This is a genomic window from Streptomyces sp. NPDC088733, assembly GCF_044751185.1.
Classification (GTDB): domain Bacteria; phylum Actinomycetota; class Actinomycetes; order Streptomycetales; family Streptomycetaceae; genus Actinacidiphila.
On record NZ_JBIVLH010000007.1, the window covers coordinates 56,451 to 80,106 of the forward strand.

General features: G+C 73.5%; 22 protein-coding genes. 14 read left to right on the top strand and 8 right to left on the bottom strand.

Going from position 1 to position 23,656, the window contains the following annotated elements; genetic code table 11:
* Positions 1-35 precede the first annotated feature (35 nt).
* The 3 genes from ACIP64_RS14750 to ACIP64_RS14760 all read right to left on the bottom strand — a co-directional run bounded on the left by ACIP64_RS14750 (position 36) and on the right by ACIP64_RS14760 (position 5,205).
* Positions 36-2,000 (bottom strand): TOMM precursor leader peptide-binding protein, encoded by a 1,965-nt coding sequence (locus tag ACIP64_RS14750; RefSeq protein ID WP_401585777.1) that lies wholly within the window; start codon positions 1,998-2,000, stop codon positions 36-38.
* Complete coding sequence (locus tag ACIP64_RS14755; protein ID WP_401585779.1) at positions 1,993-4,218, bottom strand: TOMM precursor leader peptide-binding protein; 2,226 nt, start codon at positions 4,216-4,218, stop codon at positions 1,993-1,995. Before ACIP64_RS14755 ends, ACIP64_RS14750 begins: the two co-directional genes overlap by 8 nt.
* 81 nt (positions 4,219-4,299) lie before the next feature.
* Complete coding sequence (locus tag ACIP64_RS14760) at positions 4,300-5,205, bottom strand: BTAD domain-containing putative transcriptional regulator (RefSeq protein ID WP_401585782.1); 906 nt, start codon at positions 5,203-5,205, stop codon at positions 4,300-4,302.
* Positions 5,206-6,001: 796 nt separating this feature from the next.
* Here ACIP64_RS14760 and ACIP64_RS14765 point away from each other — a divergent pair.
* The 6 genes from ACIP64_RS14765 to ACIP64_RS14790 are packed head-to-tail and all read left to right on the top strand — an operon-like array spanning position 6,002 to position 11,443.
* Entirely contained in the window at positions 6,002-7,528 is a 1,527-nt protein-coding gene (locus ACIP64_RS14765; protein WP_401585784.1) for a sensor histidine kinase, read from the top strand.
* Positions 7,528-7,983, top strand: coding sequence for a roadblock/LC7 domain-containing protein (locus ACIP64_RS14770; protein WP_360908525.1), 456 nt, complete (start codon positions 7,528-7,530; stop codon positions 7,981-7,983). The genes ACIP64_RS14765 and ACIP64_RS14770 overlap by 1 nt, the downstream gene beginning before the upstream one ends.
* Complete coding sequence (locus ACIP64_RS14775) at positions 7,980-8,339, top strand: DUF742 domain-containing protein (protein ID WP_360908523.1); 360 nt, start codon at positions 7,980-7,982, stop codon at positions 8,337-8,339. The genes ACIP64_RS14770 and ACIP64_RS14775 overlap by 4 nt, the downstream gene beginning before the upstream one ends.
* On the top strand, positions 8,320-8,949 hold the full coding sequence (locus tag ACIP64_RS14780) for a GTP-binding protein (protein ID WP_401585787.1): 630 nt from the start codon (positions 8,320-8,322) through the stop codon (positions 8,947-8,949). The genes ACIP64_RS14775 and ACIP64_RS14780 overlap by 20 nt, the downstream gene beginning before the upstream one ends.
* Positions 8,946-10,196, top strand: coding sequence for a cytochrome P450 (locus ACIP64_RS14785; protein WP_401585790.1), 1,251 nt, complete (start codon positions 8,946-8,948; stop codon positions 10,194-10,196). Before ACIP64_RS14780 ends, ACIP64_RS14785 begins: the two co-directional genes overlap by 4 nt.
* Positions 10,193-11,443 carry a cytochrome P450 gene (locus ACIP64_RS14790; RefSeq protein ID WP_401585793.1) on the top strand — a complete coding sequence of 417 codons (1,251 nt, stop codon included), beginning with the start codon at positions 10,193-10,195 and terminating at the stop codon, positions 11,441-11,443. The genes ACIP64_RS14785 and ACIP64_RS14790 overlap by 4 nt, the downstream gene beginning before the upstream one ends.
* A gap of 194 nt (positions 11,444-11,637) precedes the next feature.
* Here ACIP64_RS14790 and ACIP64_RS14795 read toward each other — a convergent pair whose 3' ends face one another.
* A complete protein-coding gene (locus ACIP64_RS14795) occupies positions 11,638-12,576 on the bottom strand; it encodes a ketopantoate reductase family protein (protein ID WP_401585796.1) in 939 nt (312 codons plus the stop codon).
* 19 nt (positions 12,577-12,595) lie between these two features.
* Positions 12,596-13,804, bottom strand: a complete 1,209-nt coding sequence (locus ACIP64_RS14800) for an MFS transporter (RefSeq protein ID WP_401585798.1) — start codon at positions 13,802-13,804, stop codon at positions 12,596-12,598.
* A 41-nt stretch (positions 13,805-13,845) separates the two neighbouring features.
* Between ACIP64_RS14800 and ACIP64_RS14805 the strand changes: the two genes are divergently transcribed.
* Together ACIP64_RS14805 and ACIP64_RS14810 are read left to right on the top strand one after the other, a co-directional pair.
* A complete protein-coding gene (locus ACIP64_RS14805) occupies positions 13,846-14,484 on the top strand; it encodes a CGNR zinc finger domain-containing protein (RefSeq protein WP_401585800.1) in 639 nt (212 codons plus the stop codon).
* Between the two features lie 81 nt (positions 14,485-14,565).
* On the top strand, positions 14,566-15,321 hold the full coding sequence (locus tag ACIP64_RS14810; protein ID WP_401585802.1) for a glucose 1-dehydrogenase: 756 nt from the start codon (positions 14,566-14,568) through the stop codon (positions 15,319-15,321).
* A 15-nt stretch (positions 15,322-15,336) separates the two neighbouring features.
* Here the strand turns inward: ACIP64_RS14810 and ACIP64_RS14815 are convergent, their stop codons facing one another.
* Positions 15,337-15,630, bottom strand: a complete 294-nt coding sequence (locus tag ACIP64_RS14815) for a putative quinol monooxygenase (RefSeq protein WP_401585804.1) — start codon at positions 15,628-15,630, stop codon at positions 15,337-15,339.
* A gap of 164 nt (positions 15,631-15,794) precedes the next feature.
* Between ACIP64_RS14815 and ACIP64_RS14820 the strand changes: the two genes are divergently transcribed.
* A complete protein-coding gene (locus ACIP64_RS14820; protein WP_401585807.1) occupies positions 15,795-17,165 on the top strand; it encodes an MFS transporter in 1,371 nt (456 codons plus the stop codon).
* Here the strand turns inward: ACIP64_RS14820 and ACIP64_RS14825 are convergent.
* Entirely contained in the window at positions 17,125-17,586 is a 462-nt protein-coding gene (locus tag ACIP64_RS14825; RefSeq protein WP_401585810.1) for a MaoC/PaaZ C-terminal domain-containing protein, read from the bottom strand. The genes ACIP64_RS14820 and ACIP64_RS14825 overlap by 41 nt on opposite strands.
* 73 nt (positions 17,587-17,659) lie before the next feature.
* Positions 17,660-18,274, bottom strand: coding sequence for a TetR/AcrR family transcriptional regulator (locus ACIP64_RS14830; protein ID WP_401585812.1), 615 nt, complete (start codon positions 18,272-18,274; stop codon positions 17,660-17,662).
* A 145-nt stretch (positions 18,275-18,419) separates the two neighbouring features.
* On the opposite strand from ACIP64_RS14830, the gene ACIP64_RS14835 reads away from it, so the two are divergent.
* From ACIP64_RS14835 to ACIP64_RS14855, 5 genes are all read left to right on the top strand, one after another.
* Positions 18,420-19,184, top strand: a complete 765-nt coding sequence (locus tag ACIP64_RS14835; RefSeq protein WP_401585814.1) for an SDR family oxidoreductase — start codon at positions 18,420-18,422, stop codon at positions 19,182-19,184.
* Positions 19,185-19,316: 132 nt separating this feature from the next.
* Positions 19,317-20,240: an SDR family NAD(P)-dependent oxidoreductase gene (locus ACIP64_RS14840; RefSeq protein ID WP_401585816.1), complete on the top strand. Its 924-nt coding sequence runs from the start codon at positions 19,317-19,319 to the stop codon at positions 20,238-20,240.
* 202 nt (positions 20,241-20,442) lie between these two features.
* A complete protein-coding gene (locus ACIP64_RS14845) occupies positions 20,443-22,023 on the top strand; it encodes a multicopper oxidase family protein (protein WP_401585819.1) in 1,581 nt (526 codons plus the stop codon).
* 43 nt (positions 22,024-22,066) lie between these two features.
* Entirely contained in the window at positions 22,067-22,909 is an 843-nt protein-coding gene (locus tag ACIP64_RS14850; RefSeq protein WP_401585822.1) for an MBL fold metallo-hydrolase, read from the top strand.
* Positions 22,910-23,295: 386 nt separating this feature from the next.
* Entirely contained in the window at positions 23,296-23,628 is a 333-nt protein-coding gene (locus tag ACIP64_RS14855) for a tetratricopeptide repeat protein (RefSeq protein WP_401585825.1), read from the top strand.
* The last annotated feature ends 28 nt before the right edge of the window (positions 23,629-23,656 follow it).

Below are 23,656 nucleotides of genomic sequence, written 5' to 3' on the forward strand. Positions count from 1 at the left end.
GTGGCGGCGTCGGCCGCGCCGGGTGGGCGGCTGGTTCACGGGAAGGGGTGCGGGGCGAGGTTGAGTTCCTCGTCCCGCAGGACGTGGCCGGTGAGGCCTGCGGTGTGCGGGGCGGTGCGCAGCCGGGGCATGTGCAGTGCGCGCTGGCGGTGCCAGCCGAAGTCGATGGGGATCAGGCCGGGCACCAGGACGGCGGCCGTGTGCAGTCCGGCGTCGCGCTGCTCGGGCATCGTCTGGTCCACCACGACGACGTCGAAGCCGTGCGCGGTGACGGCCGCCACGGCGGCGTCGAGGTCCTCGCGCAGGTCGGCGGCGGGCGGGCGGCCGGTGGCCAGGGCGGCGACGGGGCGCGGCGGCGGTCCCGCGGGCCCGTCCCGCGGGTCCAGCAGGAAGTCCGCGTGCCGGGCCATGGAGGGCAGCCCGTACAGCAGCGGGTGGTCGTGCAGGACGTGGACGGAACCGAAGTCGGCGGCCATCGCCTCCAGCCGGTCCCGCTCGCGTTCGGTGCGCCGCTGGAGCTTGACGGCGTCGGTGGCGATCTCGGCGAGCCCCGCGGCCAGGGCCGCCTCGGGGTCCCAGGAGGCGCCCGCGCCGAAACACAAGGTGCCCGTGCCGCCGTCGGCGCGCTGGGCGACGGCGGTGACGACCGGGACCGGGAAGGTGATCCGGGTGTCGAAGAACCGGGCCCGGTAGCCGTACATCGCGAGCCGTTCGACCATGTGCCGGGTCGCAGGCCGGGTGCTGGTGGCGGGGTCGATCTCGGGCAGGGGGAGGCCGGCATACCAGGCGATGAGGAAGGCGTCGCGTTCGACGGCCTCCATGAGCCCGAACAGGACGGCCTCCTCCAGACTGCCGCCCGAGGCGCAGCCGTTGGAGCTCTCCTGGACAAAGCGGTTCTCCAGCCCTCCGGGTGCGTGGTAGTACGCGAGCACTTCCGGGACGAGCAGCGGCCGCCGGTCGCGGAGCGAGTACCCCCACACCCAGGGGTGGGGCCGGTCCGGGTCGAAGGGCCGGACCAGGTCCTGGTGCCGGTAGAAGGCGTCGGAGTACACGCCGCAGGTGCGCGGGTCCAGGGCGTCGTCGCCGAGTTCGGCCAGGGACGCGACGACGGTGGTGCGCTTGCCGCGGGCGCGCATGCCGGCGAAGCGTTCCATGCCCTCCAGCACGCCGACGCGGACGCTGCGTCCGTAACTGCCGGTGTGGCCGCCCCAGTAGGACTCGCGCAGGTAGCTGCCCGAGCGCAGGGTGAACGAGCCCACCGTGGAGGCGGTCGACGCGGAGGTGAGGTCCGGGGCGACGGAGGGGCCGAGCATGCCGGTGACGGGGTTGACGAAGGCCTCCAGCGGGAGGTCGTAGTCGTCGATGCGCCTGCCGCGGAAGCCGGCCGGGTCCGCCTTGGGGACGCTGGCCACGGTGACGGTGGCCGCCTCGGCGGTGTCGGGGACCCGGCGGTCGCAGTGCGGGCACTCCGCGTCGGGGACGAGGACGGCCCGGTTGACCTGGAGGCTCTCCAGGTCGAGGAGGTGGACGGCCCCGAACCGGCCCTGTTCCGGGGCGCGTTCACCGGCCGCCGCGGCCAGGGCGGCGACCGCGTCGACGGCGAAGGCGGTGGTGAAGGGCCACTCCCCCGTCGCCCGGGTGCCGGAGCCCAGTTCGAGGGCGTCGCGCAGGGTGCCGGGCCGCACGGCCTGCCAGCGGCGGGCCAGGCAGCGCGGGCACGGCGTCCGCGCCGCCCGCCGGTCCGCGGGAGCGGGGCCGACGAGGGCGTGGTGCCCGTAGAGATGGACGGCGGCGGCCCCCTCGGCGGGGGCTCCGTCGGCGGGGCCGGTGGCCGCGGCCTGCTCGTCGCGCAGGCCGAGCACCGCGACGCGCACCTTCGCGCCACCGCCGAGGTGGCGGCGCAGGCTGCGGGTGAACAGCGCCTCCACCGCCGGCGCGTCGGCGCCGGCGTCGGACGCTCCCCGCGGGGCGGCGGGCCGCGGCGCCGTGTCGTTACGCATCCACGGCCCCGTGCGCGAGCAGGACCCGGGCGACGTGCACGCCGCCGGCCCGCAGGTCGGCCGAACCGGTCTCCACGACAAAGGCGTCCAGGCCGTGACCGGCCAGTCGGGCGAGAACGCCCGTGCCCGGCTCCTGCTCGCGTACGGGCAGCCCGGCCTCCCCGGTGACGGCGAGGGTCATCGGGTCGAGGTCGCCCAGCAGCGGGTCGCCGGTGTCGGGGAGCGCGGCGGACGCGGACTCGCGGCCCAGCTGGACCAGTCCGAGCAGGTCGCGCAGCGCGGCGACGGCGGCCCCGCGGCGCAAGGGTCCGGCGCCGGTCGCCCAGAGCGTCCGCCCGGTGTGCGGGTCCTCCGCGCGGGCGAGCAGCACCGGCGCGGGCGCGTCGGCACCGCCGAGGTCCAGGAGTTCGGCGGCCAGGCCCAGGTTCACGGCCGACCGGCGAAGGAAGACCAGTTCGCGGTCCTCGCCCTCCCGGCCGGCCGGGAGCAGGGTGACGGCCGTGCGGCCGCGCAGCGCGAGGACCAGGGTGTGCAGCGTCAGCGCCGAGTACAGGCCGAGCGCGGCGGCCTCGGACGGGGACCCGGCGGCGGCCGAACCGGCGGACGTGGGCTGGAACATCCGGTCGTGGTTGTCGGGGCCGAAGGTGCGCACCGCGCCGGCCGGGACCAGGGCGGTGCGCCCCGAGGCCGGCGAGGTCGCGGGCAGCCAGGTGCGGACCTGCCCGGCACCGGCGCCGGTGCCCGAGGCCACGTCCAGAGTGGCGGGGGCGAGCAGCGGCCACTTCTCCCGCGCGGCCTCCAGGGCGGCGCCGCGTACAGCGCCCGCCGGCGGCACCACGTGCTCGGCGTAGGTCGCGGCGGCGAGGTGCAGGGCCCGCAGCCGGGCCCCGGCGACGTGGTGCACGTCGAAGGCGGTGATCTCGCGCGGCCCTCGGTGGCCTATGCCGAGCCGTACCGTGCCGACCTTGAGGGGCGTCTGCTCCCACGCGTCGTCGGCGAAGGCGGCGAGCACACCGGCGCGGGGGTGGGTGAGCACCGACCGGGCGTCCAAGGCGGCCATCGCCGCGTCGGCGTCGGCGTCGGGGGCGACCTCGCCGCCACCTTGACGTACCGTCAGATCGACGTCCATGTCGACGGGCGCGGGTTCCGGTCGGCCGTCCTCGTCGTCCCGGCAGAAGGGGCAGCGCGGATGCGGCAGCAGGGGCTCGGTGACGACGTCGAGGGAGTCGAGGTCCTGGAGGACGACGCGGCCCTCGGCCTCCGGCGCGAGCACACCGGTGACCTGCCGGAACACCTCGTACGCCAGGAGGTTGCCGAGCATGGCCGCGGGCGGCCCGGACACACCGGCGGTGGCGGACCGGCCGCTCTCGCCCAGGCTCGCGCCGCTCCAGAGGTCGGCCGCGGCACCGGCGTCGCCGTTGGCGCCCAGCCGCAGCGCCGCGCACGCCCAGCAGCCCGCCGTGGCCGAGGTCATGACGGGGCCGGCCACCGCCTGGCCGCCGAACGTCCAGGCGGGCAGCAGCCGTACGCCCTCGGGGACGCCCGCCTCCAGCAGACCGAGCACGGTGCGCGGGCCGCCCGTGGTGACGACCACGTCGTACCCGGCGAGGTCCGCCCACCCGGCTCCGGGCCCGAGGTCCTTGCGGGCGATCCCGACGGGGCACCCGTCGGCGGCCAGGGCGCCCGCCTCGTCGACGGCGGCGGCGAACGGGTCGTCACCCGTGGCCGCGGGTACGGCGATCGCTGCGCAGCCGTTGCGGACCAGGCTCAGCGCGCACCACTGCGCGACGTCGTCGTCGCCGAGCACCGCGACGCGGGTCTCACGGAAGCGGCGGAACCGGCCGCCCGCCTCCCCCGCATAGTGGTCGATGTAGTCGATCTGGGGGGCGAAGCGCCGCGCGACCTCGGGCGCCAGCTGGTCCAGGCCGTCGCTGCCGGGCGTGACGTCACGGGCGAAGCCCCGTCCGTACAGGGCGCCCACCAGCTCGCCGACCATGGCGCGCTGCTGGTCGCCCAGGCCGGCGCACATCTCCTCGACGCGGTGCGTGCCGTCGAGGTGGGGCACGATCAGCGACGCGAACCGGTAGGCCGATCTGCCCTGGAGATTGAAGCCTCCGTGGGCATTGTGGAATACCACCCCGGCGGGCGTCTCGGTGAAAAGAACATCACGACGGATACGGGGATACGAGTGCGCGACTTCCTCGTACGCAGCGGTCATGCCGTATTACTCCCTTGCAGGGGCGCGGTCATGGGGACACACGGATTCCCGGGCCGGTCGGGGAAACCGTCCGGAATCCGGTCAGGTCGTGCCGGGGGACATATCGGGGCCGGTGGCCTCGGAACGCATTTCGAGTGCGCCCCTGGCGAGGATGCGCAGTGAGTCGTGCATTCGGTACTGGCCTTCGGGGCCCTCTTCGAGCAGCCCCGCGCCGACGAGTGTTTCGAGGACCTGCGCCGCACCGCCGGCCAGAAAGGACTTTCCCGCGCCACCGGCCTTGGCACCGGATTCGGGACGAGCGGGGAAATGGTCTCGACCATTGGCGCGGGCCGCCGGGAGGGCGCGGCCGCCGGGCGCACCGGCCGTGAGGTCGTCGCCCCGCAGCACCGCGAGCTCCAGCCGTTGCAGCGCGGGGCCGGGGTCGACCCCGAGCTCCGTGCGCAGGTAGCGCTTGACCACCCCGTACTCGCGCAGCGCGTCCGCGCGGCGGCCCGTGCGGTGCAGGGCCGCCACCAGCTGCACCCAGAACGGCTCGTGGGCGGGGTGCGAGCGGGCCGCGGGCCACAGCTCGGCGAGCACCTGGCGGCTGCGCCCGAGGGCGACTTCGAGGTCGAAGACCCGCTCCATCGCGCGCAGCCGCTCCTCGGTGAGCCGCGGCACGACCTCGCGCTGCAGGATCTCGGAGTGGATGTTGGCCAGCAGCGGCCCCTGCCACAGGGCGAGCGCGGCCCGCAGGGTGCGCAGCTCCTGTTCCGGGTCGGCCGCGGCGTCGGCGCTGCGCAGCAGATCACGGAAGGCGATGAGGTCGAGCGTCGTGGCGTCCGCGGTGATGCGGTAGCCGCCGGGGACGGCCTCGATGAGCCGGCTCGCGACGCCGTAGCGGGCGAACAGCTGCCGCAGCCGCTGCACGCAGGTGTGCAGCGCGGACTTGGCGCCGCCGGATCGCTCCTCCCCCCACACCACGCGCTGGAGAAAGTCCGCGGACACCGTGGAATTGGGGTGTAAAAGAAGGGCGGCAAGGAGGTTGGCGGGTTTCGACGGCTGAAGTGCGATGACGTCGCCGCCGTCCGCTATCCGAACCGGCCCCAACATGAGAAACCTCGGACTGAATTCCCCGGAATCGAATGACGCACCCGGTCCGGGTCCGTCGGACGTTTCCTGCACCTGGTCGACAGATTGCCTTTTCTGCATTTCCGCCCACACTCCCCGCTGACGTCCGCGAACGTACCACCGCTCACAGACCGCTCACAAGAGGACCGCAACAGCGCCGATGGGGTTTCCGGGAAGCCGTATGCACCATTTGGCCTCATTCATCTACGCGTGTCGACCCGGATGTACGAAGTTTTAACAAAAGCGCACCCTCGACCGCACTCCAAGAAAGGACCCGTCAATAGCGCGATGACGCGAACCACCCCATGCGCTCTTGCGCCGGACATCTCGGAGCACCCCGGACACGAGTAATCACCGCGGACATCCGGTTCACCGCCCCGCCGCATGCCGAACCCGGCCCTGGACAGCGCCTCCCGCTGACGTCGTAGCAGGTCACGACCGCGATGCCGCCACGAAACCTCATCGGCGAACAGAAGTAACCGCGAGACCGATCAACCACGGTCAGGAACTCGCATATAGTGACCCGGAGTTCACGCGCCCCCGGCCCCGCCGGACGGGACGCGTGTTCTTTTGTGACATCACCTCCTTTACCCCCTTGCCCCCTTCACCTCCTTTACCTCCTTTCGCGTCCGATCCGCACCGTCCGTCCGCACGGCCCCGAGGTCACCGATCCATGACAGCGCACACCCCGCCCACCCGCCTGTGGTCCGGGCGTTCGCGCGACGCAGCAGCGCCAGAGCCGCCGCGTCCGCCGCTCCCCTACCTGGCCCGGACCGTCGCCGCCCCGGTGGTCGTCACCGGATCGGCGGGAGTCTGGCTGGTGTCCGCCGCCGACGGTGCGCGCGTGCCCGCCGCGGTCGGCGCCACGGCAGGAGTCGTCCTCCTCGCGGCGGCGGCCGTCGTGGCGGCGACGTCCTCCTGGCGCGCGCGACGTCTGGGCGAGCACCTCGCCCAAGAGGAAGCGGACACCGCCCGGTTCGCCGACGAGGTGCTGCCCGCCCTGATCGACCGGCTGACGCACGGCGACTCCGCCGCCTCCGCCCTCGCCGCGGTGGACGTGCCCCTGGACGAGGCCCGGCGCCGGACCCTGGCCCTGGTCGCCGAGGAACTGGCCACCAGCGAGTCGCGCCGCGCCGCGGCCATGTCCGCCGGATCCAACGCCGCGGGCCGCATGCAGGCACTGACCACCAGCATGCTGGCCGACCTGCGGGAGATGGAGCACCGGCACAGCGACCCGGCAGTCCTCGGCGACCTCCTCCACCTCGACCACCGCACGGCGCAGGCCGGCCGGCTCGCCGACAGCATCGCCGTGCTGGCGGGCGCGCGTTCGGGACGCCGGTGGGCCAAGCCGATCCGCATGGAGTCGATCCTGCGCGGCGCGATGGGCCGTATCAGCGGCTACCAGCGCGTGCGGCTGCACTCCAGCAGCGAGGTGGCGATCGTCGGGCACGCGGCCGAGGGCGTGATGCACGCCCTGGCCGAACTCATGGACAACGCCGCCAACTTCTCGCCGCCGACCGCCGAGGTCCACGTGTACGTCGAGGAGGTGCCCGCGGGCGCGGTCATCACCATCGAGGACAGCGGACTGGTCATGGGCGAGGTCGCGCTGCGCCGCGCCGAGGGCGCGGTCGCGGCGAACGGCTGGGACCACCTCACGGGCCTGTCCGGCACGCGCCTCGGGCTCGTGGTCGTCGGTCGGCTCGCCCGCAAGCACAGACTGAAGGTGTCGTTCCGGCCCTCGGCGCGCGGCGGCACCGGCGTCGTGGTGATGATCCCCCAGGAACTGATCACCCGTCCGCGCCCCGGCGGCACCGCGGACGCCGACTCCGCCGAGATCCTGCTCCCCGACCCGCTGCCCGTCGCGCCGCGCCCGGACCCCGAGGACCTGCCCTCGCGCGCGAATGCCGGTGAGGCAGCGCCGGAGCCCGCCACGGATACCGAAACGGCTGCCGACCCCACCGAGTTCGGGGAGAGCGGCCTGCCCAAGCGCCGCCGCGGCCGCACCCTGGCCGCCGCCCGTCACGCCGAACCGTCCGTCGTCACCCGCCGCTCCGCCCCCCGCGACGACGACACGCCGGCGGCCCGCGCCGCCCGCTTCAGCACCTTCCGGGGAGCCCTCAAGCGCAAGCCCTCCCCCGCATCAGCCCCCTCCGCGGCCCCCCACCAGCAGACCGCGACGGACCCAGAAAGCGATTCCTGATGACCGCAACCGCAGCCGGCAGCACCCACGGCAGCAGCACCAGCACCGACGAGAGACTCAACTGGCTGCTGGAGAACCTGCTCGAGCGGACACCCGGGGCCCGCCACGCCCTGGTCCTGTCCCGTGACGGACTCAAGCTGTGCCGCACCCCCGAACTCTCCGTGGACCAGGCGGACCAGCTCGCGGCGATCTCCGCCGGCATCCAAAGCCTGTCGCAGGGCGCGTCCGTCGAGTTCGGCGACGGCAGCGGCGGCGTCCGGCAGGCCATGGCCGAGTTCTACGGCGGCATCCTCTTCATCGTGGAGGCCGGGGACGGCGCCCACCTGGCCGTCGTCGCCCGCGAGGACTCCGACGTCGGCGTGATCGGCCACAACATGAGCGAACTGGTCGAGCAGCTCGGGGAGCACCTGAGCGCACCGCCCCGTGAGGCCGGCGCGGACGGCGACCTCGGATGACCCCTCGCCCGGGCCGGGACGACGATCCGGACCGGCTCTACACCCTCACCGGAGGACGCAGCCGTCCCGAGTCGGACGTGTTCGACCTGGTGACACTGGTGGTCGCCGAGTGCGATCCCGCGCCCGGGATGCAGTCGGAGCACCAGCTGATCCTGCGCGTCTGCCGGCAGCCGACGGCGGTGGTGGAACTCGCCGCCGACCTCGCGCTGCCGGTCGGCATCACCAAGGTCCTGCTCGGCGATCTGCTGGAGACCGGCAGGATCAGCGCCCGCCACCCCCGAACCGTCCGTACGGCGGCCCAACTGCCGGACCCCGAGATCCTGGAGCAGGTGCTCGTTGGACTACGCAACCTCTGACCACAGTCCGCCGTTCCGGCGGCCGCTCAGCGCCACCGCCGACAACGGGCTGAAGATCGTGATCACGGGCGGGTTCGGCGTGGGCAAGACGACCATGGTCCGCTCGGTCAGCGAGATCCGCCCGCTGAACACCGAGGAGACGATGACGCAGGCGGGCGAGGCCGTGGACGACCTCGCCGGTGTCCAGGCGAAGACCTCCACGACCGTGGCCTTCGACTTCGGGCGGATCAGCCTGGACCGCCGCAATGTGCTGTACCTGTTCGGCGCGCCCGGCCAGCAGCGCTTCTGGTTCCTGTGGGACCGGCTGTTCAGCGGCACCCTCGGGGCCGTCGTCCTGGTCGACACCCGCCGGCTGGACGACTCCTGGTACGCGATCGACCGCCTGGAGCACCACGGGACGCCCTTCGTGGTGGCCCGCAACGACTTCGGCGGCCCGCGGCACACCGAGGAGCAGGTACGGGACGCGCTGTCGCTCGCGGACGGCATCCCGCTGATCGAGTGCGACGCGCGCTCGCGCCAGTCCTCCAAGGACGTGCTGATCACGCTCGTCCGGCATCTGCACACCCTGTCCGCAGCCAGCCCGCGCGCCCGGGAGACGACCGCACCGTGACCACCGAGCCATCGACCACCGAGGACGCGTTCGCGGGCGCCGTGCCCTTCAGCGGACCGCGCTTCCACGTCGAACCCGCCCAGCTGTACCGGGAGATGCGGCGCGACCACGGCGCGGTCGCCCCCGTCCTGCTCGACGGCGACGTGCCCGCCTGGCTGGTGCTGGGCTACCGCGAGCTGCTGCACGTCACCAACGACGCGGTGCTGTTCAGCCGCGACTCGGACGTGTGGAACCAGTGGGACCGCATCCCGGACGACTGGCCGCTGCTGCCGATGATCGGCCGCAAGCAGCCGTCGATCCTCTACACGGTCGGCGAACGGCACCGGCAGCGCGCCGCGATGATGAGCCACGCCATGGAGGCGGTCGACCCGTTCGAACTGCGGCGCACCGCCGAGCGGTACGCGGACCGGCTCATCGACTCCTTCTGCGGCCGCGGCCGGGCGGACCTGCTGGGCGAGTTCGCCACGCTGCTGCCGGTGCGTGTGCTGGCCCGCCTCTACGGCTTCACCGACGAGCAGGGCCCGGCGCTGGTCAAGGCGATCAACGACCTGGTCGACAGCACCGAGGACGCCATCGCCGGGCAGACCCATGTCTTCACCGCCATGACCGGGCTGCTGGAGCTGAAGAAGGGGCGGCCCGGCCCCGACGTCGTCTCCCGCATGCTCGCCGACCGGTACGACTTCTCGGACGAGGAGATCGTGCAGGACATGATGGTGATGACCGTCGCGGGCCACCAGCCGACCGCGGACTGGATCGGCAACTCGCTGCGGCTGATGCTGACCGACGACCGCTTCGCCGCGTCGTTCTCCGGCGGCCGGCACAGCGTGGGCCAGGCGATGAACGAGGTGCTGTGGGAGGACACGCCCACGCAGAACATCGCCGGGCGGTGGGCCACGCGCGATACCCGGGTGGGCGGGCGCCAGATCCGCTCCGGCGACCTGCTGATCCTCGGCTTCGCGGCGGCCAACGCGGACCCCCAGGTGCATCTGGAGGCGGGCGGCCCGACCCACGGGAACAGCGCCTTCTTCTCCTTCGGGCACGGCGAGCACCGCTGCCCGTTCCCCGCCCAGGAGATCGCCGAGGTGATCGCCCGGACCGGGATCGAGGTGCTGCTCGACCGGCTGCCCGACATCGATCTCGCCGTCGCTCCGGAGACCCTGGTGCGGCGTGCGTCCCCCTGGCTGCGGGGAATGACCGAACTCCCCGTGCGCTTCACTCCCACTCCGGCTCTTGGAGAACGTCCATGAAATGCCCCGTCACCGGAGCGAGCGCCCTCGACGGCGCGCGCATCGTGCTCGACCCCCTGGTCCAGGATCTGGCCGCGGAGAGCGCGCTGCTGCGCGACGCGGGCCCGCTCGCGGCGGTCGAACTGCCCGGCGGCGTACCCGTGTGGGCCGTCACGCACCACGCGGAGGCGCGGGCGCTGCTCACCGACCCGCGGCTGGTGAAGGACATCGCCCACTGGGACGCGTTCACCCGCGGTGAGATACCGGCCGACTGGGCGCTGATCGGCCTGGCCAACCCGGGCCGCTCCATGCTGACGGTGGACGGCGCGGACCACCGCCGACTGCGCGCGCTGGTGGCCCAGGCGCTGACCCCCCGCCGGGTGGAGCTCATGCGCGAGCGCATCGAGGAGCTGACGGCGGGTCTGCTGGACCGGGTGGCGAAGGCCGCCGAGGACGCCGAAGTGATCGACCTCAAGGCCGAGTTCGCGTACCCGCTGCCGATGTACGTGGTGCAGGAGCTGATGGGCATCGACGAGGCGCACCTGCCGAGGCTGAAGGTGCTGTTCGAGAAGTTCTTCTCGACCCAGACCCCGCCCGAGGAGGTGCTCGCCACCCTGGGCGAGCTCGCGGAGATGATGGGCGGCACGGTCGCGGCCCGCCGCGCCGAGCCGGGCGACGACCTGACGAGCGCCCTGATCGCGGCCTCCGAGGACGGCGACCACCTCACCGACGCGGAGATCCAGAGCACCCTGCAGCTGATGATCGCCGCCGGTCACGAGACGACCATCTCGCTGATCGTGAACGCGGTGGTCAACCTGCTGACCCACCCGGACCAGCTCGCGCTCGTCCTGGCGGGCAAGGTGGCCTGGGAGGCCGTGGTGGAGGAAACGCTCCGGCACTCCACGCCGACCTCGCACGTGCTGATCCGCTTCGCCACCGAGGACGTCCCGGTCGGCGACAAGGTCATCGCCAAGGGCGAGGCACTGATCGTCTCGTACGCGGCCATCGGCGGCGACGAGGCCCAGCACGGGCCGACCGCGGGCGAGTTCGACATCACGCGGGAGCCGATCCGGCACATCGCCTTCGGCCACGGCCCGCACGTCTGCCCCGGCGCGGCTCTGTCCCGCCTGGAGGCGGGCGTGGCCCTCCCGGCCCTGTTCGCGCGCTTCCCCGGCCTGTCCCTGGCGGTCCCGGCCGCGGAGCTGCGCAACAAGCCGGTCGTGACCCAGAACGACCTGTACGAGCTGCCCGTCCGGATCGCCGGCTGACACGCCCGGCACGGCTCCCCCAGGTGCGGTGGATCGCACCTGGGGGAGAGTCGTCCCGTGGCCGGCGTGGCCGGCTCCCTCGCACGATGTGTCGACTCCCTCGTCCGAAGGCTGCGGGAGTCCCGTGCCTGGGCCACCTCCCAGCGGTGGCCGGGGCGGGGGCTTTCGGCACACATCCCGCCCGCCGGCCGGGGTCAGGCGTCCGGGGCCGCCGGGCGGCCGAGTTCGTACGGGGCGAGGATGTCGGCAACCGTCCGGTTGCGCGGCGTGGGCACGCCGAGCCGCTGTCCCAGGGAGACGACTCCGCCGCTGAGCCAGGGCACTTCGAGCCGGTTGCCGCGCTCCAGGTCGTGGGCCATGGACGAGGTCATGCCGGCCGGGAGGCTGTCGACGGCGGCCATCTGCGCGTCGGCGAACCCCTCGTCGAGGTCCACGCCCGCGGCACGTCCGACGGCGACGGCCTCGGCCATCACCTCGCGCAGCAGCTCGCGGGAGCCGGGGTTGCGGCGGATGACGCCGATCGGCTGCCGCACGGCGGTGGTCGTCGCGGACAGCCCGGTGAGGAACACGTACTTCTCCCAGACCGTCCGCGCGATGTCCGCGCCGATCTCGGCGTCGATGCCGGCCTTCACGCACGCCTGCTGGAACTCGGCCACGCCGTCCGCCGGCCGCCCTTCGTAGGCGCCGAGGACGATCCGCTGCAGCGTCCCGCGGTGCACGACGACGCCGGGCTCCTCGATGACCGCCGCGATGTAGCAGACACCGCCCCACACGGCGTCGTCCGGCAGGTGGCGGCGCAGCACCGTGTCCTTCTCCACGCCGTTCTGGAGGGAGAGCACACGGGCCCCGCGGTCGGTGAGATGGCGCAGCCCGGCCGCGACGTCCTCGGTGTCCCACAGCTTCACGGCGACCAGGACGACATCGGCCTCGTGCACGTCGGCCGGCGACTCGGCGAAGTGCCCGGCGTCGACCCGGACGTCCCCCAGCGGGCTGCGCACCAGCAGCGCCCCCCGTTCCCGTACGGCCGCCAGGTGCCGGCCGCGCGCCACGAAGGTGACCTCGTGGCCCGCCTCGGCCAACCGGGCGCCGAAGTAGCCTCCGACTCCGCCCGCTCCCACAACCACGATGCGCATGACGTGCTTTCCTTCCGGTTCAGCCGGTGTGACTCGGGTGCCCGGGCGATGCCCTGCGCAGCAGCGCGGTCGCCGGGATGAGGATTGCCGCCGTGGCGGCGGCGCAGACGAACAGGGGCGCGGGCGGCAGGACGCCGCGCAGCGCGGTCACGACGAGCGGCGTGACGAACCCGAGGTAGGCCAGGCAGTAGAACACCGCCGCGGCGCCCGCGAGGTCCCGCGGCGCGGCCCAGGCCTCCACCTGGCTGAGCCCGGCCACCAGGAGCAGCCCGTAGCAGGCCCCGAGGGCCATCGCCGCCGGGATCAGCAGGGCGGGTTCCGCCAGCCGGACGGCCGCCGCGGCGAGGAGGAACCCGAGGACGGCGGCGACGAGGCCCCAGTGCCGGGTCACATGGGACCCGCGACGGGACAGCCGGCGGGCCGGCGGCTGGACGAGCAGGCCGGTGAGGAGGGTGAGTCCGGCGATGCCGCCGCCCGCCGCGATCTCCGGGCCGTGCAGCGGCACGAGCGCGGGCAGCACGGCGAAACTCGTGGTGGGCGCGCCGAAGACGAGCGGTGCCGAGGGGGCGACTTCCCAGCGGAACTCCCGTTGCAGCAGGGCGGTCCGCAGCCGGGGGCGTGACTGCCGGGAACCGCCGGCGACGGTCGCCGCGGGACCGGGCACGGCGGGATCGGGCACGGCGGGATCGGGCGCCTTCCACACGAACGGTGTCACGGCCGCCGTCAGGCACAGGTGCACGAGATAGGGCAGTGCCTCGGGCGCCGCCAGCCACTGCGCGAGGATGCCCGCCACGAGCGGGCCGCCGCCGAATCCCGCCGACAGCGCGACGGCGGCGCGCCGCGCGCCCGCGCCGGGGCCCGCGTCCGCCGACAGGTCCTTGATCCATGCCGTGCCCGGCCCGAAGGCCGCCCCGGACGCGACACCGGCCACCAGCCGCCCGAGCATCAGCGCCCAGAAATGGTCTCCGCCCACCAGCAGGACCGCCGAGGCGACGGCGGACAGCACCAGGGCGGCGCACACCACCTGCCGCCGTCCGAAGCGCTGCGCGAAGCGCGCCGCCAGCAGGAGCGCCGGGATCAGCCCGGCGGCGTAGGCCGCGAACGCGGTGGTGACCACGCTCGCGGTCACCCCGCTGTCCGCGCGGTAGACCAGCAGCAGCGGCGAGAACTGGTTCGCGCCCCAGCCGACGACGAACATCGCCGAGGCCGCGCGCATCCAGGATCGCATCGTCCGTCCTTGGTAACCGTCTTTCCGGTTACTATTGTCGCATGAGCGTGGAAGTCCCGGCCACCCCGCGGACCCGGATCACCGCCAAGGCAAGGTCCCTGCGGTTCGACTCCGGCTCGCTGTCGCTCGACCTGGTCGCCACCGTCGGGCGCAGGCCCAGCACGCCCGTCGAACGCCTCGACGGTCCCGAGCGCCTGCGCGAATGGTGCGCGGGGGTCGGCCTCGCCCCGAGGGACGAGGAGGACCCGGCCGCACTCCTCGCCGCACTGCGCGAACTGCGCGGCGCCGCCCACGACGTCGTCACGGCCCACCTGGACGACCGCGCCCCGCGACCGGAATCCGTGGACCTGGTCAACGCGCTGGCCCGGGTCGCCCCGCCGGCGCCCCGGCTGCGGACCGACGCGCGGGGACGGCTCGCACACCCGCCCGCTCCGCGGCTGACGGCGGCGGAACTGCTGTCCGCCGTGGCCCGCGACCTGATCGCCGTGATGGCCGATCCGCGCACCCGGGCCCTGCTGCGGACCTGCGACGCGGAGATCTGCCGCATGATCTATCTCGACAACGGCGCCGGCAAGGGCAGGCCGCGCAAGTGGTGCTCCATGGACCGCTGCGGCAACAGCGCCAAGGCGGCACGCCACCGGCAGCGCACGGCGGCCCCCGGCCCGGCCGCCCGTTCCTGAGCCCGCCGCGGTCGCCGGTCCTCAGCACCCGCTGCGACGATGGGAAGGCGATGGCCGACCCTGAGCGGACGGGAGCGAACCATGGGAGAACTCACCGGCAGGACGGCGGTCGTCACCGGCGGCACGACGGGCATCGGCCTGGCGACGGCACGGCGGTTCGCGGAGGAGGGCGCCCTCGTCTTCGTCACCGGCCGGCGTCAGGAGGCCCTCGACGCCGCCGTCGCCGCGATCGGCGGCGACACCGTGGGCGTGCGCGGCGACGTGTCCGATCTCGCCGACATCGACCGCCTGTACGCCGCCGTCACCGAGCGCGGCCGGCAGGTGGACGTGATCTTCGCCAACGCGGGCACCGGCCGGACGCTGCTGCTGGAGGAGGTCACCGAGGAGTACTTCGACGCGACCTTCGCCGCCAACGTCAAGGGCGTGTTCTTCACCGTCCAGAAGGCACTGCCCCTCCTTCCCCGGGGTGCCTCGATCGTCATCAACGCCTCCACCGAGCGGACCGCGGCCAAGGAGGGCCTGAGCGTCTACTCCGCCACCAAGGGCGCGCTGCGCACCCTCACCCGCTCCCTCGCCAACGAACTGCGCCACCGCGGCGTCCGGGTCAACGCGGTCAGCCCCGGCCCGGTCGAGACCCCGGGCCTCGGAGGCCTGGCGCCCGACCCGAACGAGAAGGACGCCTTCCAGTCCGCCCTGGCCCAGGGCGTTCCCCTCGGCCGGCTCGGCCGGCCCGAGGAGGTGGCGGAGGCGGTGCTCTTCCTGGCGTCCGACCGCAGTTCCTTCACCACCGGCGGCGAGATCTACGTGGACGGCGGGATCAACCAGTTCCAGACCTGACACGGCGTCCCGGGGCTATTCGCCGGCCTCGTAGGTCGCGACCACCCGGCTGACCAGCAGGGGTGCGATCCGCCGCAGGACCAAGTCCTTGAAGTGGAGGGAGTCGCGGTGGGCCGCGAAGGCCCGCGGGGAGTCGTACCGCTCCAGGAGCACGACGTCCCGCGCGTCACCGAGCGCGTGGAAGACCTCGAAGGAGATGTTGCCCGGTTCCGCGCGGCTCGCCTCGGCCAGCGCGGGGAGCAGGGCGAACACCTCGTCCTCGTGACCCTCGGAGACGGTGTAGCGGGCGATGACCTGCAACTCGGGCATCGGGGCACCTTTGCGGTCGGGCGGCGGGGCAGCGGGGCGACAGGGTGCGGTGACCAGCGGAGCACCCGCCCCACTCATCATCACCGGGGACGGGTAACGGGGCAGTTCCGAGGGAATGTGGTTGTTACACCTATATAGCCCCGTCCCTCACCTCCCAGGTGCCGATGCCGCTCACCCACCGATCCGACCCGCCCGACCCGCCCGACCCGTCCGGCCGCCCCGGCGGCCGGCCCAGCGCCGGCCCGCGCGACCGGGCCGTGCCTGCGGCGGGGCAGGCCCCGTCCGGACGGCTCGTCCTGCTCCTGGCGACCGCGTGCGGGCTGACGGTCGCCAATCTCTACTACGCCCAGCCGCTGCTGGCCGTGCTGCGGCAGTCGCTGCACATCAGCGAGCTGACGGCCGGCACGCTGATCACCGTCGGCCAGGCGGGCTACGCGGCCGGCATGATCCTCCTGGTGCCGCTCGGCGACCGCGTCGAGAACCGGCGGCTGACCACGATCCTGCTGGCCGTCGCCACGGCGGCGTGCGTCGCCGCGGGGACGGCACCCGGGTTCGGGGTACTCGCCGGGGCGCTGCTGGTCGCCGGCGCGGTGTCCGTCGTCGCCCAGATCCTGGTGCCCTTCGCCGCCGGACTCGCCCCGGACCATCTGCGCGGGCGCGTCGTGGGCCGGGTGATGAGCGGGCTGCTGACCGGCATCCTGCTCTCCCGCACCCTGAGCAGCCTGATCACCGATGCCGCGGGGTGGCGTGCGGTCTACCTGCTCTCGGCGGGGCTGATGGCCGTCCTCGCGGTGACACTGCGCGGGGCGCTCCCCAGCCGGCCGCCGCCGGCCACCCTGCCGTACGGGCGCCTGCTGCGCTCCACCGCCGGGCTGCTGCGCCGGCACGGGGTCCTGCGCCGGCGGGCGCTGTACCAGTCACTGATGTTCGGCGGGTTCAGCGCGTTCTGGACGACGGTCTCGTACGTGCTCACCGGGCCGCCCTTCCACTACTCGCAGATCGGGGTGGCCCTGTTCGCGCTGGCCGGGGCGGGGGGCGCGGCCGTGGCACCCCTGGCCGGCCACTGGGCGGACCACGGACTGACCCGGCCGATGACGGCCGCCGCCTTCGCCACCGGCGCGCTCGCGTTCGTCCTGGCCGGTCTCGGCCGGCACGAGATCCTGCTGCTCGCACCAGCCGCCGTACTGATCGACATGGCCGTCCAGACCTCCCTTGTGCTCGGTCAGCACACGGTCTACCAGCTCGCCCCCACCGCCCGTGCCCGGCTGAACAGCGCGTACATCGCGGTGTTCTTCGTCGGCGGCGCGCTGGGGTCCCAACTCGGCTCCGTCGCCTACCACCTGGGCGGCTGGGACGCGCTGACCGGCTTCGGTGCCGGGCTGCTCGCCCTCGGGCTGCTGCTGCAGGCGCCGGCGCTGCTGCCGCGAGGCAAGCACGCCGAGAACCCCGAGAACGCCGAGAACACTGAGGACCCCGAGAACACCGCGGACGGCGTCAGTGCTCGCCGTCCCCGGCGGGACGCAAGGCGACCATGAGGTCGATGTTCCCCTCCTGGGCCACCTCGTCGCGCTGATTGAGCAGTGCGAACCTGCGGTTCAGGATGCCCGCGTCGCCCCGGCCGGTCAGGCGGGTGGCCAGGATCGCGACGCGGCAGCGCACGGTGTCGCCGACCAGCAGCGGCCTGCGGAAGCGCCAGTCGTCGATGCCGAGGAGGGCGATCGAGCTGCCCTCGAAGACGCCCAGCCGCGAGGCGAGCCCCATCGCCACGGAGACGCCGAGCAGCCCGTGGGCGATCCGCTCGCCGAAGCGCGTGCCCGCGGCGAAGGCGGCGTCGGTGTGGACGGGGTTGGTGTCCCAGCTCCACGCGGCGAAGGAGGCCACGTCGGACTCGGTGAGCGTACGGCCCTGGGTCGTGAACTCCTGGCCCGCGTGGAAGTCCTCGAAGTACAGCGGCATGTCGGCTCCCGGTGCCTGCAGCGGTCCAGTCCAGTGGCGGTGCGGGGTTCAGCGTAGGACGGGGACGGGGGCGCTACGCACCGCCGCCCCGGGTTCCGATGCCGGCCATCAGATTGGCGACCAGGGCGACCGCGAACTCCTCAGTGAGGGGCTCGTCGGGGATCAGCAGGCGGTGGTAGCAGGCTCCCCACAGCTGGTCGACGAGGACCTGCGGGTCGACCTCGGGGCGGATCTGGCCGCGCTGCTGCGCCCGGCCGATCGCCTCTGCGGCGAACGCGCGCCGGGGGCCCGAGTAGTGCTCCCGGAAGGCCGCCGACAGGTCAGGGTCGGTCTGCGCCTGCCCGACCAGTTCGACGACGATCCGCCCGGCGCGGGTGCCGGTCATCAGGCGCACGAAGGCACGCAGCTGGGCGGTGAGGTCCGCGGCGATGTCGCCGGTGTCGGGGAAGGCCAGCGTGCCGCGGACCGCGGCGAAGTAGCCGTCCAGCGCGAGCGCTCCCTTGGAGGGCCACCACTTGTAGATGGTCATCTTGCTGGCACCGGCGGCGTTGGCCACCCGCTCGATGGTGAACGCGGCCATGCCGTCGGCGAGCAGCAGCTTGCCCGCGGCCTCGAGGATGTCGGCGCGTACTTCGTCGGCCGGCCTGCGGCCGCGGCCGCGGCGGACGGGCTCTGATGCTGATGTCATGACGGTCCTCTTCCTCGGTCCAGGGTCTCGGGAACATTTTATATGGACGCAGCGTCTACATGTGTGCTTATATGGACCTCGCGTCCATAAAACGCTTCCGCAGCCGCCCGGCCACGGAAGTCCCACACCGGAAGGACCCCTTGCCATGAGCACCTCCGCCACCTCCGCCGCCGCCACCTCCACCACCGACCGGGTCGCGATCGTCACCGGTGGCTCCGGTGGTATCGGCCGGGCCGCGGCCGAGCGCCTCGCCGCCGACGGCATGAAGGTCGTCATCGGCTACGCGGGCGGCCCCGGCCGCGCCAAGGAGGCCGTCGAGGCCGTGGTCGCCGCCGGCGGCACCGCGATGGCCGTCCGGGCCGACGTGGCGGACGAGGACGAGGTCGCCGCCCTGTTCGACCAGGCCGAGCAGGCCTACGGCGGCGTCGACGTGGTGGTGAACACCGCCGGGGTCATGCTGCTGAGCCCGCTGGCGGAACTGGACTTCGCCGACTTCGACCGGATGCACCGCACCAATGTGCGCGGCACCTTCGTGGTCAGCCAGCAGGCCGCGCGGCGCGTGCGCGCCGGCGGTGCCATCATCAACTTCTCGACCAGCGTGACCAAGCTCGCGCTGCCGGGCTACACCGCCTACGCCGCCACCAAGGGCGCGGTGGACGCCATGACGCTGATCCTCGCCCGCGAATTGCGCGGCCGCGACATCACCGCCAACGCCGTCGCCCCCGGCCCGACCGCCAGCCCGCTGTTCCTGGAGGGCAAGGACCAGGCCACCATCGACCGCCTCTCCTCGGTCTCCGCCTTCGGGCGCCTGGGGACCCCTCAGGACGCCGCCGAGGTCGTCTCGTTCCTCGCCGGACCGGGCCGCTGGGTCAACGGCCAGGTCATCTACACCAACGGCGGAGCCATCTGACGGCCCCCGCACCGCCGGACCCGCTCCACCGGTCGCACCCCTCGATCCCTTCATCCCCTTCACCCCCTCGCCCACCGGCCCCGGCACACCGCCGCCGGGGCCGGGCCCCACCCGCTCCAAGGAGTCGTTCACATGTCCTCCACCATCCTCATCACCGGCGCCGGCTCCGGATTCGGCGCACTGACCGCCCACGCCCTGGCCGCCGCCGGCCACACCGTCTACGCGAGCATGCGCGACATCGAGGGCCGCAACGCCGCCCGCGCGGAGGCGGTCCGCGAGCGCGCCGCCCGCGAGGGCATCGACCTGCGCGTGGTCGAACTCGACGTGCTCGACCAGGGAAGCGCCGACCGTGCCGTGGCCCGCGTCGTGGCGGAGACCGGCCGGCTCGACGTGCTCGTGCACAACGCCGGGCACATGGTGCTCGGCCCCGCGGAGGCCTTCACCCCCCAGCAGTTGGCCGAGGTCTACGACACCAATGTGCTGGGCACCCAGCGCGTCAACCGGGCCGCCCTGCCCCTGCTGCGCGAGCAGGGCCACGGCCTGCTGCTGTGGGTCGGCTCCTCCAGCACCCGCGGCGGCACCCCGCCGTACCTCGCCCCGTACTTCGCGGCGAAGGCCGCCATGGACGCGCTGGCCGTGAGCTACGCCGCCGAACTCGCCCGTTTCGGCATCGAGTCGACGATCGTCGTCCCGGGTGCCTTCACCAGCGGCACCGACCACTTCGCCAACGCGGGGTACGCCGCCGACCGTGCCGTCGCGGAGGCGTACGAGGCGCGGTACGCGGGCATGACGGACCAGGTCGGCCGGGCGCTCGCGGCGATGACCCCCGAGGACGCCGATGTCGCCGACGTGGCACGGGAGATCGTCCGCGTGGTCGGCCTGCCCGCGGGCAGCCGCCCCTTCCGCACCCACATCGACCCCGCCGACGACGGGTCCGAGGTCGTGTCGGTCGTGGCGGACCACATCCGTGAGCGCTTCTACCACCGCCTCGGCCTGCCGGACCTGCTGGGCCCGGTCCTCGCCCCGGCGGCCGAGGAGCGCCCGCCGTCGGCGTGAGGCACCGTACGACCGCTGCCCCTGGTCCGGGTTCCCGCGCGAGCGGGGCCCGGACCAGGGGCTTTTAGTGCGTTCATATGTCTATTCGCCGGGCGGGACGGGTGTCGTCCTGGCACGCGTGTCCCACCCTTTCGTGTGTACGGTGCAGCCCTATGCTGACGAAAGCCGCAAAACGATCAAATCGGCGTGGATGGGAGCCAACGTGATCCGAGGTATCGACCGGCGCCGCTTTCTCGCCACAGGTGCGGCAGCGGTCATCGGGGCGGGGGTGGCGGCACGTGCCACGGCCCTGTCCCCCGCCGACGTGCCGCCAGGCGGCGTCCTGCGGAGCAAGGCCCCGCTTCCCCGCCCCTACCAGGTGCCGCTGCCGATCCCCGCGGCGCCGCCGCCGCTGCAGAGCGCGGGAGGCACCGACACGTTCCAGATCGTGCAACGCGAGGCGAAGCTGGAGATCCTGCCGGGCCTGCGCACGAGCTGCTGGACGTACAACGGCACCTTCCCCGGGCCCACGATCATGTCCCGCGCCGGGCGGCGCACCATCGTGCGGCACCGCAACGAGCTGCCGCAGCCGACCGTCGTCCATCTGCACGGCGGCCACACCCCGTCGGAGAGCGACGGGTACCCGATCGACCTGACGATGCCCGTCAACAGCCGCCTGTCCGTCGAGGACGCGATGGCGGGCATGGACGACATGGGCGAGACGCACGGCAACATCGCCTACGGCGAGCGCACGTACACGTATCCCATGCAGCAGCGCGCGTCCACCATGTGGTACCACGACCACCGCATGGGCTACACAGGATCGGCCGTCTGGCACGGCATGGCGGGCTTCCACCTGCTCGGCGACGACGAGGACGGCGCCCTCGCCCTCCCCCGCGGCGAGCGGGACATCCCCCTCATGATCACCGACCGGGCCTTCGAGGCGGACGGTTCGCTGATGTACCCGGGCGACCCGGGCATGCACGCCCCCGGCGTCTCGCGCAACCACACCGCCGGCGTCCAGGGCGACGTCATCCTGGTCAACGGGGCCCCCTGGCCCGTGCACCGGGTCCAACGCGGCCGCTACCGGCTCCGGTTGCTCAACGCCTCCAACGTCCGCTACTACAAGCTCGCGCTCGACCCGCCGCCGCCCGGCGGCAAGGGCCTGGTGCAGATCGGCAGCGACGGCGGCCTGCTGGAGCACTCCCTCGCCCACGACAACCTGCGGCTGGCACCCGGTGAGCGCTTCGACATCGTCGTGGACTTCTCCCGCTACCGGCCCGGCACCAAGGTCCGGGTGGTGAACCACTTCGGCAGCCGGACCACCGCCGACGTCATGCGCTTCGACGTCTCGCCGTCCACGCGGGCCGTCCACGACGACGCCCGCGTCCCCGACCGGCTGGCGATGCGGGCCGAGACCGTCCTCGACCCCGCGAAGGCCGTCGCCACCCGGACCTTCGAGTTCCGGCACTCGGGCCGCAAGGGCTGGACGATCAACGGCAAGCCCTATCTGCCGGGCCGCTCACTGACCCGCGCGAAGCTCGGGACCGTGGAGATCTGGCGCTTCAGATCGGTCTTCTTCCACTCGATCCATGTGCACCTCGACCCCTTCCGCGTGGTGTCCCGCAACGGCAAGGCACCCGGGCCGTTCGACCACGGCTGGAAGGACACGATCGCCATGGGGCCCGGGGAGACCGTCGACGTGGCCGTCCGCTTCACCGACTACACCGGCCACTTCATGCTCCACTGCCACAACCTGGAGCACGAGGACATGGCCATGATGGCCGACTTCTCGACCTACTAGGGCCGCCTGGTCACCGGTCCGCGAAAGAGAGGCGGGTGCCGCCGTGGCCCCTCGCATCAGTCCCGAGCGCCGGGCGTGCGCGGTCTGCGTCGTCGGCGGCCCCACCGTCGTCCTCGACATCGGGGGGCTGCGGCTGGTGACCGACCCCACCTTCGACGAGGCCGGGGAGCACGGACACCTCACCAAGACCGCCGGGCCGGCCGTCCACGAGGACGAACTCGGCCCCGTGGACGCCGTCCTGGTCAGCCACGACCTCCACCCCGACAACCTCGACGTGCGCGGCCGGGCCTTTGCCCTGGCGTCCTCGCTGGTGCTCACCGGGCCCGCGTCCGCGCGCCGGCTCGGGCACCCCGCCCGCGGTCTCGCGGTCTGGGAGAGCGTGGAGTTGCCCCGGCCCGGCGGGGACACCGTCACCGTTCACGCGGTGGCGGCGCAGCACGGTCCTGACGACGGCGAACGGGACGAGCAGGGCCAGGTGAACTGCGAGGTCACCGGCTTCGTCGTGAGCGGCACGGGACTGCCCACGGTGTACGTCAGCGGCGACAACGCCTCCGTCGGCGTCGTCGCCGAGATCGCCCGGCGCATGCCGCCCGTCGACATCGCCGTGCTCTTCATGGGCGGCGCGCGGGTGCCCGTACGCGGCCGCAACCGCCCGCTGACGCTGACCGCGGAGCGCGCGAGCGCGGCGGCCTCCGTCCTGGGCTCGCTCCTCGTGGTCCCCGCGCACTGCGACAGCTGGGCCCACTTCACCGAGGACCGCGCCGACATCGACCGGGCCTTCGACGACGCGGGGCTCGCCGCGCGGCTGCGCTCCGCGGAGAACGGCGTATGGATCGACCTCGGCTCGCCGGGGCTCTCCGGGGCGGACCGATGCGCCACGCGGTAGCGGCGGGCGGTTCATCGCGCGCTCCGCGTGCGGGCCCGGCGCGCGGCGCGCACGCGGGCAGCGAAGCGGCACATTGCCCGGCCACGTCCGGTCCGGGTCACGTCGCCCGGCAGGGGCCTGCGCCGTCCGGGGCTGCACGCTCACGCTCACGGACGTGGCCGCCCGCGCCCTCGACGTCGTCGCCGACCACCGGAGGGCGCGGCGCGCGCCGCGAGCCGCCGCCCGTGTGACACACGCCACCTCGCCAAGGACAGATCCGACCCAAGGGCGGAACAAACGGACACTCCGGGCGGTTGGCACCCCTGTCGGTCGTGGGACCGGCGACCACCCACCACTCGGAGGGGCGCTGTCACGACAGCGACGTCGGAAACGGAAAGGGCCCCCGCATGAACAGCTCGACTGCGGAGACGTTCAAACGAGCGACGCTCTACTTCAACGGCCAGCACTACAGGGCGGCCGCGAAGGAACTGAGCGGCATCGTGGAGGCGGCGCCCCGCAACCTGGCGGTTCGCATGCTCCTGGCGCGGTCCTACTACTACTCCGCCCAGTTCACCAAGGCGGAGAAGGAACTCCGGCACATTCTGCGCACCGAGCCGAACGACCCCCACGCGCACCTGCTGCTGGGCCGCTCGCTGGAGCGCCTGGGGCGCAGCGCGGAGGCGCGGCCCCATCTGCGGCTGGCGGACGCGATGACGGCCTGGGACCTCATCGTCGTCTGATGTCCTGGCGGCCGGCTTCAGCCGCCGC